The 15,854-nt window shown below is 52.6% G+C and carries 16 protein-coding genes and 3 tRNA genes; 13 read left to right on the plus strand and 6 right to left on the minus strand.

Features of this window, described 5'->3' with window-relative positions; translation table 11 throughout:
* The first annotated feature begins 79 nt into the window (after positions 1–79).
* The gene (locus RGV86_RS15850) at positions 80–316 is read left to right on the plus strand and encodes a DUF1435 domain-containing protein (protein WP_000941740.1); all 237 of its coding nucleotides are present in this window, start codon (positions 80–82) and stop codon (positions 314–316) included.
* Positions 317–354: 38 nt separating this feature from the next.
* Here RGV86_RS15850 and RGV86_RS15855 read toward each other — a convergent pair.
* The 4 genes from RGV86_RS15855 to rsmC form a co-directional block, all read right to left on the minus strand.
* Positions 355–441: transfer RNA gene (locus RGV86_RS15855), tRNA-Leu, on the minus strand.
* A gap of 33 nt (positions 442–474) precedes the next feature.
* Positions 475–561: transfer RNA gene (locus tag RGV86_RS15860), tRNA-Leu, on the minus strand.
* 28 nt (positions 562–589) lie between these two features.
* Positions 590–676: transfer RNA gene (locus RGV86_RS15865), tRNA-Leu, on the minus strand.
* A 300-nt stretch (positions 677–976) separates the two neighbouring features.
* Positions 977–2,008: a 16S rRNA (guanine(1207)-N(2))-methyltransferase RsmC gene (gene rsmC, locus RGV86_RS15870; RefSeq protein ID WP_001272353.1), complete on the minus strand. Its 1,032-nt coding sequence runs from the start codon at positions 2,006–2,008 to the stop codon at positions 977–979.
* Between the two features lie 102 nt (positions 2,009–2,110).
* Here rsmC and holD point away from each other — a divergent pair, with 102 nt between their 5' ends.
* The 8 genes from holD (at position 2,111) to RGV86_RS15910 (ending at position 8,576) form a co-directional block, all read left to right on the plus strand.
* Positions 2,111–2,524 carry a DNA polymerase III subunit psi gene (gene holD / locus RGV86_RS15875; RefSeq protein ID WP_000204010.1) on the plus strand — a complete coding sequence of 138 codons (414 nt, stop codon included), beginning with the start codon at positions 2,111–2,113 and terminating at the stop codon, positions 2,522–2,524.
* Positions 2,493–2,939 carry a ribosomal protein S18-alanine N-acetyltransferase gene (rimI, locus tag RGV86_RS15880; protein WP_001092448.1) on the plus strand — a complete coding sequence of 149 codons (447 nt, stop codon included), beginning with the start codon at positions 2,493–2,495 and terminating at the stop codon, positions 2,937–2,939. Before holD ends, rimI begins: the two co-directional genes overlap by 32 nt.
* Before the next feature lie 14 nt (positions 2,940–2,953).
* Positions 2,954–3,631, plus strand: coding sequence for a pyrimidine 5'-nucleotidase (gene yjjG / locus RGV86_RS15885; RefSeq protein ID WP_000870704.1), 678 nt, complete (start codon positions 2,954–2,956; stop codon positions 3,629–3,631).
* Between the two features lie 90 nt (positions 3,632–3,721).
* Complete coding sequence (gene prfC, locus RGV86_RS15890; RefSeq protein ID WP_000175941.1) at positions 3,722–5,311, plus strand: peptide chain release factor 3; 1,590 nt, start codon at positions 3,722–3,724, stop codon at positions 5,309–5,311.
* A gap of 402 nt (positions 5,312–5,713) precedes the next feature.
* Positions 5,714–6,319: a molecular chaperone OsmY gene (gene osmY / locus RGV86_RS15895; protein ID WP_032224325.1), complete on the plus strand. Its 606-nt coding sequence runs from the start codon at positions 5,714–5,716 to the stop codon at positions 6,317–6,319.
* Between the two features lie 115 nt (positions 6,320–6,434).
* Positions 6,435–6,596 carry a DUF1328 domain-containing protein gene (locus RGV86_RS15900; RefSeq protein WP_000490275.1) on the plus strand — a complete coding sequence of 54 codons (162 nt, stop codon included), beginning with the start codon at positions 6,435–6,437 and terminating at the stop codon, positions 6,594–6,596.
* Between the two features lie 121 nt (positions 6,597–6,717).
* The gene (locus tag RGV86_RS15905; RefSeq protein WP_085460291.1) at positions 6,718–7,791 is read left to right on the plus strand and encodes a patatin-like phospholipase family protein; all 1,074 of its coding nucleotides are present in this window, start codon (positions 6,718–6,720) and stop codon (positions 7,789–7,791) included.
* Positions 7,788–8,576 (plus strand): metal-dependent hydrolase, encoded by a 789-nt coding sequence (locus tag RGV86_RS15910; RefSeq protein WP_085460292.1) that lies wholly within the window; start codon positions 7,788–7,790, stop codon positions 8,574–8,576. Before RGV86_RS15905 ends, RGV86_RS15910 begins: the two co-directional genes overlap by 4 nt.
* A 114-nt stretch (positions 8,577–8,690) precedes the next feature.
* On the opposite strand, the gene RGV86_RS15915 is transcribed toward RGV86_RS15910, so the two are convergent.
* Positions 8,691–9,554 carry a YjjW family glycine radical enzyme activase gene (locus RGV86_RS15915; RefSeq protein ID WP_001088440.1) on the minus strand — a complete coding sequence of 288 codons (864 nt, stop codon included), beginning with the start codon at positions 9,552–9,554 and terminating at the stop codon, positions 8,691–8,693.
* On the minus strand, positions 9,526–11,076 hold the full coding sequence (locus RGV86_RS15920; RefSeq protein ID WP_032224330.1) for a YjjI family glycine radical enzyme: 1,551 nt from the start codon (positions 11,074–11,076) through the stop codon (positions 9,526–9,528). The genes RGV86_RS15915 and RGV86_RS15920 overlap by 29 nt, the downstream gene beginning before the upstream one ends.
* A gap of 257 nt (positions 11,077–11,333) precedes the next feature.
* On the opposite strand from RGV86_RS15920, the gene deoC reads away from it, so the two are divergent.
* The 4 genes from deoC (at position 11,334) to deoD (ending at position 15,749) form a co-directional block, all read left to right on the plus strand.
* Positions 11,334–12,113, plus strand: a complete 780-nt coding sequence (gene deoC, locus RGV86_RS15925; protein WP_001298497.1) for a deoxyribose-phosphate aldolase — start codon at positions 11,334–11,336, stop codon at positions 12,111–12,113.
* 239 nt (positions 12,114–12,352) lie between these two features.
* Positions 12,353–13,675, plus strand: a complete 1,323-nt coding sequence (deoA, locus tag RGV86_RS15930) for a thymidine phosphorylase (RefSeq protein ID WP_000477816.1) — start codon at positions 12,353–12,355, stop codon at positions 13,673–13,675.
* Positions 13,676–13,726: 51 nt separating this feature from the next.
* Positions 13,727–14,950 (plus strand): phosphopentomutase, encoded by a 1,224-nt coding sequence (deoB, locus tag RGV86_RS15935; protein WP_000816471.1) that lies wholly within the window; start codon positions 13,727–13,729, stop codon positions 14,948–14,950.
* A gap of 79 nt (positions 14,951–15,029) precedes the next feature.
* Entirely contained in the window at positions 15,030–15,749 is a 720-nt protein-coding gene (gene deoD / locus RGV86_RS15940; protein WP_000224878.1) for a purine-nucleoside phosphorylase, read from the plus strand.
* Positions 15,750–15,854: the final 105 nt, after the last annotated feature.

Here is a 15,854-nt window from a genome sequence, read left to right on the forward strand (position 1 = left end):
CAAGGGATTTCTCTGGCTTGCAAATGATAAAAATTATCATATGATATTGGTTATTATTATCGCTTTGAGAGATTAAACCATGTTGCAACGTATGCTGGGCAGTGGTTGGGGAGTGTTGCTGCCGGGATTGCTGATTGCAGGGATGACGTATGCGGATTTATCGCCGGATCAGTGGCGGATTGTCATTCTGATGGGATTAGTGTTGACGCCGCTGATGCTATATCACAAACAGTTACGGCATTACGTTTTACTACCATCGTGCCTGGCGCTTATTTCTGGCGTCATGTTAATGATAATAAAGTGGAATCAGGGATGAAAAAGCAGGGAAGAAACAAGAGAGGAAGTAAAGATAATTGGTGCGAGGGGGGGGACTTGAACCCCCACGTCCGTAAGGACACTAACACCTGAAGCTAGCGCGTCTACCAATTCCGCCACCTTCGCACAGTCATCTTACTTTTTTGATATCGCCTCGTTTGGTGCGAGGGGGGGGACTTGAACCCCCACGTCCGTAAGAACACTAACACCTGAAGCTAGCGCGTCTACCAATTCCGCCACCTTCGCCCAGTGCGAGCAATATCAACGTGGTTTTTGGTGCGAGGGGGGGGACTTGAACCCCCACGTCCGTAAGGACACTAACACCTGAAGCTAGCGCGTCTACCAATTCCGCCACCTTCGCATACCATCAATTCTTAAAAAGAATTGCTACCACGGAGGCGCATTCTAGTGGTTTTCAGCTTTTCGTCAATAGTTAATTATCGACTGATGTGTAATTGCTGGAAAAATGGTCATCAGGAGGCTAACGTGCAGGTTTTGTATGTCGGATAAGGCGTTCACGCCGCATCCGACATGGTATGTGGGTGCAGATGCCAGATGCGACGCTGGCGCGTCTTATCTGGCCTACGAAGGGCTAATGTGCAGGTTTTGTAGGTTGGATAAGGCGTTCACGCCGCATCCAACAAGGCTTGCGGCGAGAGACTTAACCTTTCTTCGCCTGGCGGGTCATAATCGCGCGATATACCTTGAAACGCCCGGTTTGCGCAATGACTTCGTGGAAGCCAAATGTCTCATCCAGCACGTCCGGGTAAGGCAGGAAGGCGTTCGCCACAATTCGTAACTCGCCGCCGCTGTTAAGATGACGCACCGCGCCGCGAATCAGCGTTTGTGCTGCATCCAGGCTGGTTTGCATCCCATCATGGAACGGCGGGTTGGAGATGATCATATCAAAACGACCTTTCACTTCGGAAAAGACGTTACTGGCAAAGACTTCACCTTCAACACCGTTGGCCGCAAGCGTCGCACGGCTGGCTTCTACCGCCGGGGCAGAGACATCGCACAGAGTGAGACGAATCTTCGGCGAGTGGCGCGCAAACGCAACTGAAAGCACACCTGCACCGCAGCCGACATCCAGCACTTTGCCTTTTGTGTGCGGGGTTAATGTCGAGAGCAGCAGCTGGCTGCCGACATCCAGACCGTCGCGGCTAAACACGCCAGGCAGCGTTTTGACCGTCAGTCCATCTACGTTATATTCGCCCCAGAATTTATCCGCATCGAACACTGGCTGCTTTTCCAGACGACCAAAATAGAGGCCGCAGCGACGGGCGCTGTCGACTTTATTCAACGGCGCATAATCTGCCAGCATCTGCTCGGCGCTGCGCACGCCGCTACGGTTTTCGCCAACGACGAAAATGTCAGTGCCCACTGGCAGCAGAGAAAGTAAATTCATCAACTGGAACTGAGCTTCCGGTTTGTTCTTCGGCCAGTAGTAAATCAGCGTATCGCAATCTGCGACGTCGTCCGCCGTTGCAACCAGACTAAAACGGGCGTTATCACCCATCTGGCGGCTTAACACCTGCCAGTGGTGGAATTGCTGGGTATGAGCACGACTGGTCGCGGTATCTAAACGCGCGGGCAGGTCATCCTGTAAGTCACCGGCAAACAGAATACGGCTTTGTTCGAAATCATCACTGTGGCGCAGCAAGACTTCACTTGCCGGGGTAAATGCAGACATGGAATGCTCCTCAATTGATACTGGCGGCGATTATAGCCATATGTTGGCGCGGTATCGACGAATTTGCTATATTTGCGCCCCTGACAACAGGAGCGATTCGCTATGACATCCCGACGAGACTGGCAGTTACAGCAGCTGGGCATTACCCAGTGGTCGCTGCGTCGCCCTGGCGCGTTGCAGGGGGAGATTGCCATTGCGATCCCGGCACACGTCCGTCTGGTGATGGTGGCAAACGATCTTCCCGCCCTGACCGATCCTCTGGTGAGCGATGTTCTGCGCGCATTAACCGTCAGCCCCGATCAGGTGCTGCAACTGACGCCAGATAGGATCGCGATGCTGCCGCAAGGCAGTCGATGCAACAGTTGGCGGTTGGGTACTGACGAACCGCTGTCACTGGAGGGCGCTCAGGTGACATCACCGGCGCTCACCGAATTACGGGCAAACCCAACGGCACGCGCCGCGTTATGGCAACAAATTTGCACATATGAACACGATTTCTTCCCTCGAAACGACTGATTTACCTGCGGCTTTCCACATTGAACAACGCGCCCACGCCTTTCCGTGGAGTGAAAAAACCTTTGCCAGCAACCAGGGCGAACGCTATCTCAACTTTCAGTTGACACAAGACGGCAAAATGGCTGCGTTTGCGATTACGCAAGTGGTGCTGGATGAAGCTACATTGTTCAATATTGCGGTCGATCCCGACTATCAGCGTCAGGGACTGGGAAGGGCGTTGCTGGAACATCTGATCGACGAGCTGGAAAAACGCGGCGTGGCGACGCTATGGCTGGAAGTCCGCGCCTCTAACGCCGCCGCCATTGCTCTGTACGAAAGTTTAGGCTTTAACGAGGCGACAATTCGCCGCAATTACTACCCCACCACGGACGGTCGCGAAGACGCCATCATCATGGCGTTGCCAATCAGTATGTAAGACAAGGTGGAATAATGAAGTGGGACTGGATTTTCTTTGATGCCGATGAAACGCTGTTTACTTTTGACTCGTTCACCGGCCTGCAGCGGATGTTCCTTGACTACAGCGTCACCTTTACCGCTGAAGATTTTCAGGACTATCAGGCCGTTAACAAACCACTGTGGGTGGATTATCAAAACGGCGCGATCACTTCATTACAGCTCCAGCACGGGCGTTTTGAAAGCTGGGCCGAACGGCTGAACGTCGAGCCGGGTAAACTCAACGCTGCCTTTATTAATGCGATGGCGGAAATCTGCACACCGCTGCCTGGCGCGGTTTCCCTGCTTAACGCCATTCGCGGCAATGCCAAAATCGGCATCATCACCAACGGTTTTAGTGCCTTGCAGCAAGTGCGTCTGGAACGAACGGGTTTGCGTGATTATTTCGATTTGCTGGTGATTTCCGAAGAAGTTGGCGTTGCCAAACCGAATAAGAAAATTTTCGATTATGCGCTGGAACAGGCGGGCAATCCTGACCGTTCACGCGTGCTAATGGTTGGTGACACTGCTGAGTCCGATATTCTCGGTGGCATCAACGCCGGGCTTGCTACCTGCTGGCTGAATGCGCACAATCGCGAGCAACCAGAAGGCATTGCGCCCACCTGGACCGTTTCTTCGTTGCACGAACTGGAGCAACTCCTGTGTAAACACTGATTGCCTCCCCCCCGTTGATGGGTAAAATAGCCGCAATTTTTCGTTTTCAACAAGCGCGGCGCGATGCCGCTTACTCAAGAAGAAAGAATTATGACGTTGTCTCCTTATTTGCAAGAGGTGGCGAAGCGCCGCACCTTTGCCATAATTTCTCACCCGGACGCCGGTAAAACCACCATCACCGAGAAGGTGCTGCTGTTCGGACAGGCCATTCAGACCGCCGGTACAGTAAAAGGCCGTGGTTCCAACCAGCACGCCAAGTCGGACTGGATGGAGATGGAAAAGCAGCGTGGGATCTCCATTACCACGTCTGTGATGCAGTTTCCGTATCACGACTGCCTGGTTAACCTGCTTGACACCCCGGGGCACGAAGACTTCTCGGAAGATACCTATCGTACCCTGACGGCGGTGGACTGCTGCCTGATGGTTATCGACGCTGCAAAAGGTGTTGAAGATCGTACCCGCAAGCTGATGGAAGTTACCCGTCTGCGCGATACGCCGATCCTCACCTTTATGAACAAACTTGACCGTGATATCCGCGACCCGATGGAATTGCTCGATGAAGTTGAGAACGAGCTGAAAATCGGCTGTGCGCCGATCACCTGGCCGATTGGCTGCGGCAAGCTGTTTAAAGGCGTTTATCACCTGTATAAAGATGAAACCTATCTCTACCAGAGCGGTAAAGGTCACACCATTCAGGAAGTGCGTATCGTTAAAGGGCTGAACAACCCGGATCTCGACGCTGCGGTCGGTGAAGATCTGGCACAGCAACTGCGTGACGAACTGGAACTGGTGAAAGGCGCCTCTAACGAGTTCGACAAAGAATTGTTCCTTGCGGGCGAAATTACTCCGGTATTCTTCGGTACTGCGCTGGGTAACTTCGGCGTCGATCATATGCTGGATGGTCTGGTGGAGTGGGCGCCTGCACCGATGCCGCGTCAGACTGACACCCGTACCGTAGAAGCGAGCGAAGACAAATTTACCGGCTTCGTATTTAAAATTCAGGCCAACATGGACCCGAAACACCGTGACCGTGTGGCGTTTATGCGCGTGGTATCCGGTAAATATGAAAAAGGCATGAAGCTGCGCCAGGTGCGCACCGCGAAAGATGTGGTGATCTCCGACGCGCTGACCTTTATGGCGGGTGACCGTTCGCACGTTGAAGAGGCTTATCCGGGCGATATCCTCGGTCTGCACAACCACGGCACCATTCAGATCGGCGACACCTTTACCCAGGGTGAGATGATGAAGTTCACTGGTATTCCGAACTTCGCACCGGAACTGTTCCGTCGTATACGTCTGAAAGATCCGCTGAAGCAAAAACAGCTGCTCAAAGGGCTGGTACAGCTTTCTGAAGAGGGCGCAGTGCAAGTGTTCCGTCCGATCTCCAATAACGACCTGATCGTCGGTGCGGTTGGTGTGCTGCAGTTTGATGTGGTGGTATCGCGCCTGAAAAGCGAATACAACGTTGAAGCAGTGTATGAGTCAGTCAACGTTGCCACCGCCCGCTGGGTAGAATGCGCGGACGCAAAGAAATTCGAAGAGTTCAAGCGTAAGAACGAAGGTCAACTGGCGCTCGATGGCGGCGATAACCTCGCTTACATCGCCACCAGCATGGTTAACCTACGCTTAGCGCAAGAGCGTTATCCGGACGTTCAATTCCACCAGACCCGCGAGCATTAATTCTTGCCTCCAGGGCGCGGCAGCCGCTGCGCCCTGTCAATTTCCCTTCCTTATTAGCCGCTTGCGGAATGTTCTTAAAACATTCGCTTTCGCTTATGTTTGCTCGCTTTTTAGCCGATATGGCGGGCGGTTTCAAAATTGTGATCTATATTTAACAAAGCAATGACATTTGTGTCGGCTTTAAATACCGTTATGTGAGTAGGTAACAGTATTTAAAACCGTTAACTGTCATTCGATTGATATTAATAACTGATTAAGAAGTTGTAACGGTCGTTATTCATCACCTATCGCTTTTGTGATGGCGACCATTGACTTCTGTCGAGGGTGAAGTCTCTCCCTATTCAGCAATGCAACCTCGTGTTGCCTGGCTCAAATTACGAGCAAATATACAGGAATAAATCGATGACTATGACAAGACTGAAGATTTCGAAAACTCTGCTGGCTGTAATGCTGACCTCTGCCGTCGCGACCGGTTCTGCCTACGCGGAAAACAACGCGCAGACCACCAATGAAAGCGCAGGGCAAAAAGTCGATAGCTCTATGAATAAAGTCGGTAATTTCATGGATGACAGCGCCATCACAGCGAAAGTGAAGGCGGCTCTGGTGGATCATGAAAATATCAAGAGCACTGATATCTCTGTCAAAACCGATCAAAAAGTCGTGACTTTAAGCGGATTTGTTGAAAGCCAGGCACAGGCCGAAGAGGCAGTGAAAGTGGCGAAAGGCGTTGAAGGCGTGACCTCCGTCAGCGACAAACTGCACGTTCGCGACGCTAAAGAAAGCTCCGTGAAGGGTTACGCCGGTGACACCGCCACCACCAGTGAAATCAAAGCCAAACTGCTGGCGGACGACATTGTTCCTTCACGTAAAGTGAAAGTTGAAACCACCGATGGCGTGGTTCAGCTCTCCGGAACCGTAGATTCTCAGGCACAGAGCGACCGTGCTGAAAGTATCGCCAAAGCGGTAGATGGTGTGAAAAGCGTTAAAAATGATCTGAAAACTAAGTAATTCGTCGTAATTCGTCCTCCCGAACTTTGTCGGGAGGCGCGATGTGCACCACACTAAAAATATCGCATTGAGTGAATATCAAGCGGTGACATTAACTATGGTAAAGGAGAGGCTTATGTTTCGTTGGGGCATCATATTTCTGGTTATCGCGTTAATCGCCGCCGCTCTTGGGTTTGGTGGTCTGGCCGGTACTGCAGCGGGTGCTGCAAAAATTGTCTTTGTCGTCGGGATTATTCTGTTCCTGGTGAGTTTGTTCATGGGCCGAAAACGACCCTAGATTTCAGACGATTAAGAAAATTTTATACAAAGCCAGTCCAGCGGACTGGCTTTTGCGGTTTTAGCGAATAATAAATTGCGTTACTTTGTCATTCTTTCACAACAAAAACAGGAAGGCAGAGGTGGGGCAGCGAATACCTGTAACGCTTGGTAATATTGCGCCGTTGTCGCTAAGGCCGTTCCAGCCTGGACGAATTGCGTTGGTGTGCGAAGGCGGCGGGCAGCGTGGAATCTTTACGGCTGGCGTGCTGGATGAGTTTATGCGCGCGCAGTTTAATCCTTTCGATCTCTATTTTGGCACGTCCGCCGGGGCGCAGAACCTTTCGGCGTATATTTGTAATCAGCCCGGTTACGCGCGCAAAGTCATCATGCGCTATACCACAAAGCGCGAATTTTTCGATCCAGTGCGCTTTGTCCGTGGAGGAAATCTTATCGATCTCGACTGGCTGGTGGAAGCGACTGCACGCCAGATGCCGTTGCAGATGGATACCGCCGCGCGGTTGTTCGATAGCGGCAAATCGTTTTATATGTGTGCCTGTCGTCAGGATGACTACACACCAAATTACTTTTTACCAACCAAACAAAACTGGCTGGATTTGATTCGCGCCTCCAGTGCTATTCCAGGTTTTTATCGCACCGGGGTTTCACTTGATGGGATTAACTATTTTGATGGTGGCGTCAGCGATGCGATTCCGGTTAAAGAAGCGGCAAGACAGGGGGCGAAAACGCTGGTGGTAATCCGCACCGTGCCGTCGCAAATGTACTACACGCCGCAGTGGTTTAAACGTATGGAACGTTGGCTGGGGGACAGTAGCCTACAACCGCTGGTCAATCTGGTGCAGCATCATGAAACCAACTATCGTGCCATCCAGCAATTTATTGAGAAACCGCCAGGCAAGCTACGCATTTTCGAAATTTATCCGCCGAAGCCGCTGCATAGCATCGCGCTTGGCAGTCGGCTTCCGGCGCTACGCGATGACTATAAACTTGGGCGTTTATGCGGTCGCTATTTCCTGGCCACGGTCGGTAAAATGCTAACCGAAAAAGCACCGTTCACTCGCCATCTGGTGCCTGTGGCGACGCCGGAACCAATCGTCATTCCGCCTGCGCCAGTCGCCAACGATACGCTGGTTACCGAGGTGATAGACGCCCCGCAGGCGAATGACCCGACATTCAACAACGAGGATCTGGCTTGATTTGCCGTTTTATCGACACCCACTGCCATTTTGATTTTCCGCCGTTTAGCGGTGATGAAGAGGCCAGCCTGCAACGCGCGGCACAAGCGGGCGTAGGCAAGATCATTGTACCGGCAACTGAGGCGGCAAATTTTGCCCGCGTGCAGGCGTTAGCGGAAAATTATCAACCGCTGTATGCCGCCTTAGGGTTGCATCCGGGGATGTTGGAAAAACATTGCGATGCGTCGCTGGAGCAGTTACAGCAGGCACTGGAAAGGCGCTCGCCGAAGGTGGTGGCGGTAGGGGAGGTAGGTCTGGATCTCTTTGGCGACGATCCACAATTTGATCGCCAGCAGTGGTTGCTCGACGAACAACTTAAGCTGGCGAAACGCTACGATCTGCCGGTGATCCTTCATTCACGGCGCACGCATGACAAACTGGCGATGCATCTTAAACGCCACAATTTGCCGCGTGCTGGCGTGGTTCATGGTTTTTCTGGCAGCCAGCAACAGGCCGAGCGGTTTGTGCAACTGGGCTACAAAATTGGCGTTGGTGGAACTATCACCTATCCGCGCGCCAGTAAAACCCGCGATGTCATCGCAAAATTACCGCTGGCGTCGTTGTTGCTGGAAACCGACGCGCCGGATATGCCGCTAAATGGTTTTCAGGGGCAGCCCAACCGCCCGGAGCAGGCTGCCCGGGTATTTGCCGTACTGTGCGAGTTACGCCCGGAACCCGCAGATGAGATTGCCGACGTGTTGCTTAATAACACGTATGCGTTGTTTAACGTGCCCGATGGCTGGTAAGGCCGTCCGTAAGTGAACAATGGTGCTGCTTGTTCCCCTCACCCTAACCCTCTCCCCAGAGGGGCGAGGGGACTGATTGTGCTTGATGTTGAGTTTTGCGACATCTCTGGCATGTCACAAATACAGCGCCGGAAATATCAATCGACTTACCCCGCGCTCCCGTAACGCACCAGCCAACTGCTCAACGTCTTCCGGTGTGGCGCTCGCCCAGCTTTGCGCTTCGCCATACACGCCGTGGGCATGAAACGCGTTCAAGCGTACCGGAACATCGCCAAGTCCCTTGATAAACGCCGCCAGTTCTTCAATGTGTTGCAAATAATCCACCTGATTGGGGATTACCAGTAAACGCAGTTCTGCCAGCTTGCCGCGCTCTGCAAGCAAACTGATGCTGCGCTTAATCTGTTGATTATCGCGTCCGGTTAACTGTTGATGACATTCGCTCCCCCACGCTTTGAGATCGAGCATTGCGCCGTCGCACACCGGAAGCAATTTTTCCCAGCCGGTTTCGCTCAACATGCCGTTGCTGTCCACCAGACAGGTGAGATGGCGCAATTGTGGATCATTTTTGATAGCAGTAAACAGCGCCACCACAAACGGCAGTTGGGTCGTGGCTTCGCCACCGCTCACCGTGATCCCTTCAATAAACAACACCGCTTTGCGGATATGACTAAGCACCTCGTCCACGCTCATGGTTTGCGCCATCGGCGTGGCATTCTGCGGGCACATCTTCAGGCAGGTATCGCACTGCTCGCAGACTGCAACGTTCCACACCACTTTGCTGTCAACAATCTGCAACGCCTGATGCGGACACTGTGGCACGCATTCCGCGCAATTATTACAGCGCCCCATCGTCCACGGATTGTGACAGTTTTTGCAGCGCAGATTGCACCCTTGTAAAAACAGAGCCAGACGACTGCCTGGCCCGTCAACGCAGGAGAAGGGGATAATCTTACTGACTAAAGCGCATCTGCTGTTCATGGCTTATCACGCGCGGCTGGCGTTCCAGAATACGAGTGTTACGTGCAGCTTCTTCGCCCAGCCATGTTGTGTTGGTACGTGAACCTTCGGCACGATATTTTTCTAAATCCGACAAACGCACCATATAACCGGTAACGCGAACCAGATCGTTACCGCTGACATTGGCGGTAAATTCACGCATTCCGGCTTTAAAGGCACCGAGGCAAAGCTGTACCAGCGCCTGTGGATTACGCTTGATGGTTTCGTCGAGCGTCAGAATGTCGCTGATCCCAGAGTAATAATATGCATGATGCGGGGCGACGGTTTGCAGATGGGTGATTGGATCTGGCTCATCGCCATACGGCAATCGCGCCCCCGGCGTGGTGCCGATATCGGAACTGATCCCCGACTGTGCGTGTAACATGGCGCGTTTTTGCCAGCCATATTTCACGGGAGTATTGGCGACAAACTCCGCCAGTTGCGCGCTGATGCGATAACCGACTTCATTTGCGGCGGCTTCTTTACCGTAGCGCGCGGCAATCCCTTCTTTCTCGCACAGCAAGTTAACCGCTTCCGCCAGCCCGTACATGCCAAACATCGGCACAAAACGTTCAGGATCAATCAACCCTTCTTTTACCAGGAAGCTATTCTCAAAGAAGTGTGATTGTTGATAGAGAAATTCACATCGAGCATCGATGATGGCGATCTGCTGCTGGCAGTAGTGCGGTAGAGTGCGCGTAAAGAAGTCATCCAGCGATTCACTGCGCTCTGCAATGGCTTTCAGGTTAAGGCGTACTAGCGTGCTGCCACCGCCAGCCAGCGGCAGTGAGTTGTAACAGCTCACGATCCCGTAGCCCCCTTTTGTGAAAATTTTATCATGCACCGGACCGTTGGCGATGTGCGGTTTGCTACATTCACAAATGTTTTTTGCCACTTCCAGCAGCAGATCATCAGGGGTGATTTCAGGATCGTAGATAAAGGTCAGATTTGGAGAAACCTGCTTCAGCTCAGCATCTGCGCGTAAAATTGCACGGGTAATGGGTGAATCAGACGGGCCGATATTGGCATGCATAAAAGCGTCTGGCAGGGTTCTGTCGAGATAACGCCAGAAACGTTTTATTCGAATATCGATTTCGTCTTGTGTTAGAATTTTAACATACGGTTGCAACAACGCATCCAGTTGCCCCAGGTAGACCGGCATTGATGTGACTGACGGGACATGGTGATAAAGAATGGTCAGCAGGGAGAGCGCATCATCAAGATCTTTCGCGCCTTCCAGCTCCAGCCATTCAGAACCGTTCGCCAGAAAACGGGCGTAATCGGGTAAGACATAGCGCGGTTTGTACGGCGCATGACCTTCAAACATATCGCAGATTACGCCTTCATCCAGCGCGCGGCGGGCTTCGGCAGGAAGCTGTGGGTAAGGCAGATTGTTTTCTGCTTCCAGCGCCAGAAAATGGCGCTTCTGCTCCGGGCTAAGTACCGGACTGGTGACAATTTGCTGGCAACGTTGTTGCAGTGCCATTTCATGAGAAGTGGGCATCTTCTTTTCCTTTTATGCCGAAGGTGATGCGCCATTGTAAGAGGTTTCGTGATGTTCACTTTGATCCTGATGCGTTTGCCACCACTGGCGCATTCATTTGAAAGTGAATTATTTGATCCAGATCGCATTACCATAATGCAAATTTGTAAGTAGATTTTCTTAATTGTGATGTATATCGAAGTGTGTTGCGGAGTCGATGTTAGAATACTAACAAACTCGCAAGGTGAATTTTATTGGCGACAAGCCAGGAGAATGAAATGACTGATCTGAAAGCAAGCAGCCTGCGTGCACTGAAATTGATGGACCTGACCACTCTGAATGACGACGACACTGACGAGAAAGTGATCGCCCTGTGTCATCAGGCTAAAACTCCGGTCGGCAATACCGCCGCTATCTGCATCTATCCTCGCTTTATCCCGATTGCTCGCAAGACTCTGAAAGAGCAGGGCACCCCGGAAATCCGTATTGCTACGGTAACTAACTTCCCACACGGTAACGACGACATTGACATCGCACTGGCAGAAACCCGTGCGGCAATCGCCTACGGTGCCGATGAAGTTGACGTGGTGTTCCCGTACCGTGCGCTGATGGCGGGTAACGAGCAGGTTGGTTTTGACCTGGTGAAAGCCTGTAAAGAGGCTTGTGCAGCGGCGAATGTGCTGCTGAAAGTGATCATCGAAACCGGTGAACTGAAAGACGAAGCCCTGATCCGCAAAGCATCTGAAATCTCCATCAAAGCGGGCGCTGACTTTATCAAAACCTCTACCGGTAAAGTCGCGGTGAATGCGACGCCTGAAAGCGCGCGCATCATGATGGAAGTCATCCGCGACATGGGCGTAGAAAAAACCGTTGGTTTCAAACCGGCGGGTGGCGTGCGTACTGCGGAAGATGCACAGAAATATCTCGCGATTGCAGATGAACTGTTCGGTGCTGACTGGGCAGATGCACGTCACTATCGCTTTGGCGCTTCCAGCCTGCTGGCAAGCCTGCTGAAAGCTCTGGGCCACGGCGACGGTAAGAGCGCCAGCAGCTACTAAGCTGCCTTTTGCCAGAGGGCGGATGCCGGATGCTACGGGTCGGGTGCCCCTGCAGGCCTGATAAGACGCGTCAGCGTTGCATCAGGCTGTCAGCAGTGATGCCGGATGCGGCGCGAACGCCTTATCCGGCCTACGGGGCGAGTGCCGTGTAGGCATGATAAGAAGCGGTCAGCATCAGGCAATAACAACATCCGCCATCTGGCAACAACGCCTTCAAACTTATTCCACGGGAGGTTACCTTGTTTCTCGCACAAGAAATTATTCGTAAAAAACGTGATGGTCATGCGCTGAGCGATGAAGAAATTCGTTTCTTTATCAACGGCATTCGCGACAATACTATCTCCGAAGGGCAAATTGCCGCCCTCGCGATGACCATTTTCTTCCACGATATGACAATGCCGGAGCGTGTCTCGCTGACGATGGCGATGCGAGATTCAGGAACCGTTCTCGACTGGAAAAGCCTGCATCTGAATGGCCCGATTGTTGATAAACACTCCACCGGCGGCGTCGGCGATGTGACTTCGCTGATGTTAGGGCCAATGGTCGCTGCCTGCGGCGGCTATATTCCGATGATCTCCGGTCGCGGCCTCGGTCATACTGGCGGTACGCTCGACAAACTGGAATCAATCCCTGGCTTCGATATCTTCCCGGATGACAACCGTTTCCGCGAAATTATTAAAGACGTCGGCGTGGCGATTATCGGCCAGACCAGCTCACTGGCTCCGGCGGATAAACGTTTCTACGCAACCCGTGATATCACCGCAACCGTGGACTCCATCCCGCTGATCACTGCCTCTATTCTGGCTAAGAAACTGGCGGAAGGGCTGGATGCACTGGTGATGGACGTGAAAGTCGGTAGCGGCGCGTTTATGCCGACCTACGAACTCTCCGAAGCCCTTGCCGAAGCGATTGTTGGCGTGGCAAATGGCGCTGGCGTGCGCACCACTGCGCTGCTCACCGACATGAATCAGGTGTTGGCCTCCAGTGCCGGTAACGCGGTTGAAGTGCGTGAAGCGGTGCAGTTCCTGACCGGTGAATACCGTAACCCGCGTCTGTTTGATGTCACGATGGCACTGTGCGTGGAGATGCTTATCTCCGGCAAACTGGCGAAAGATGACGCTGAAGCGCGCGCGAAATTGCAGGCGGTGCTGGACAACGGTAAAGCGGCAGAAGTCTTTGGTCGTATGGTGGCGGCACAAAAAGGCCCAACCGACTTCGTTGAGAACTACGCGAAGTATCTGCCGACAGCGATGCTGACGAAAGCAGTCTATGCTGATACCGAAGGTTTTGTCAGTGAAATGGATACCCGCGCGCTGGGGATGGCAGTGGTTGCAATGGGCGGCGGTCGCCGTCAGGCATCTGACACCATCGATTACAGCGTCGGCTTTACTGATATGGCGCGTCTGGGCGACCAGGTAGACGGTCAGCGTCCGCTGGCAGTTGTCCACGCGAAAGACGAAAACAGCTGGCAGGAAGCGGCGAAAGCGGTGAAAGCGGCAATTAAACTTGCCGATAAAGCACCAGAAAGCACACCAACCGTCTATCGTCGTATCAGTGAATAATTGTATACTGATCTGATCATTTAAATTTGAAGCACTGAGTACGGAGAACATATGAAACGTGCATTTATTATGGTGCTGGACTCATTCGGCATCGGCGCTACAGAAGATGCAGAACGCTTTGGTGACGTCGGGGCTGACACCCTGGGTCATATCGCAGAAGCTTGTGCTAAAGGCGAAGCTGATAATGGTCGTAAAGGGCCACTGAATCTGCCAAATCTGACCCGTCTGGGGCTGGCGAAAGCACACGAAGGTTCTACCGGTTTCATTCCGGCAGGAATGGACGGCAACGCTGAAGTTATCGGCGCGTACGCATGGGCGCACGAAATGTCATCCGGTAAAGATACCCCGTCTGGTCACTGGGAAATCGCCGGTGTACCGGTTCTGTTTGAGTGGGGATACTTCTCCGATCATGAAAACAGCTTCCCGCAAGAACTGCTGGATAAACTGGTCGAACGCGCTAATCTGCCGGGTTACCTGGGTAACTGCCACTCTTCCGGTACGGTCATCCTGGATCAACTGGGCGAAGAGCACATGAAAACCGGCAAGCCGATTTTCTATACCTCCGCTGACTCCGTGTTCCAGATTGCCTGCCATGAAGAAACCTTTGGCCTGGATAAACTCTACGAACTGTGCGAAATCGCCCGTGAAGAGCTGACCAACGGCGGCTACAACATCGGTCGCGTTATCGCCCGTCCGTTTATCGGCGACAAAGCCGGTAACTTCCAGCGTACCGGCAACCGTCACGATCTGGCTGTTGAACCGCCAGCACCAACTGTGTTGCAGAAACTGGTTGATGAAAAACACGGCCAGGTGGTTTCTGTCGGTAAAATTGCAGACATCTACGCTAACTGCGGTATCACCAAAAAAGTGAAAGCGACCGGTCTGGACGCGCTGTTTGACGCCACCATTAAAGAGATGAAGGAAGCAGGTGATAACACCATCGTCTTCACCAACTTCGTTGACTTCGACTCTTCCTGGGGGCACCGTCGTGACGTCGCGGGTTATGCTGCGGGTCTGGAACTGTTCGACCGCCGTCTGCCAGAGCTGATGTCACTGCTGCGCGATGACGATATCCTGATCCTCACCGCTGACCACGGTTGCGACCCAACCTGGACTGGTACTGACCACACCCGTGAACACATTCCGGTACTGGTGTATGGCCCGAAAGTAAAACCGGGTTCGCTGGGTCACCGTGAAACCTTCGCGGATATCGGTCAGACTCTGGCAAAATATTTTGGCACTTCTGATATGGAATATGGCAAAGCCATGTTCTGATAATGGGTGCGGCTTGATGCCCTCACCCCGGCCCTCTCCCACAGGGAGAGGGTGAAAACATGTTGATAAGGATAAAACAATGGCTACCCCACACATTAATGCAGAAATGGGCGATTTCGCTGACGTAGTTTTGATGCCAGGCGACCCGCTGCGTGCGAAGTATATTGCTGAAACTTTCCTTGAAGATGCCCGTGAAGTGAACAACGTTCGCGGTATGCTGGGCTTCACCGGTACTTACAAAGGCCGCAAAATTTCCGTAATGGGTCACGGTATGGGGATCCCGTCCTGCTCCATCTACACCAAAGAGCTGATCACCGATTTCGGCGTGAAAAAAATCATCCGCGTGGGTTCCTGTGGCGCTGTTCTGCCGCACGTAAAACTGCGTGACGTAGTTATCGGTATGGGTGCCTGCACCGATTCCAAAGTTAACCGCATCCGTTTTAAAGACCATGACTTTGCTGCTATCGCTGACTTTGACATGGTGCGTAACGCGGTAGACGCGGCTAAAGCTCTGGGCGTGGATGCGCGCGTTGGTAACCTGTTCTCCGCTGACCTGTTCTACTCTCCGGACGGCGAAATGTTCGACGTGATGGAAAAATACGGCATCCTTGGCGTAGAAATGGAAGCGGCTGGTATCTACGGCGTAGCAGCAGAATTTGGCGCGAAAGCCCTGGCTATCTGCACCGTGTCTGACCACATCCGCACTCACGAGCAGACCACTGCTGAAGAGCGTCAGACCACCTTTAACGACATGATCAAAATCGCACTGGAATCCGTTCTGCTGGGCGATAAAGAGTAATTGTTTTTCGCTGAAAGGCGATTGTCGTGTTAAGCCGGAGCGGGAGACTGCTCCGGCTTTTTAGTATCAATTCATTTTTCTCTCCAGCTTGAATGTTTTCGCTAT

Source organism: Escherichia ruysiae, assembly GCF_031323975.1.
Classification (GTDB): Bacteria; Pseudomonadota; Gammaproteobacteria; order Enterobacterales; family Enterobacteriaceae; genus Escherichia; species Escherichia ruysiae.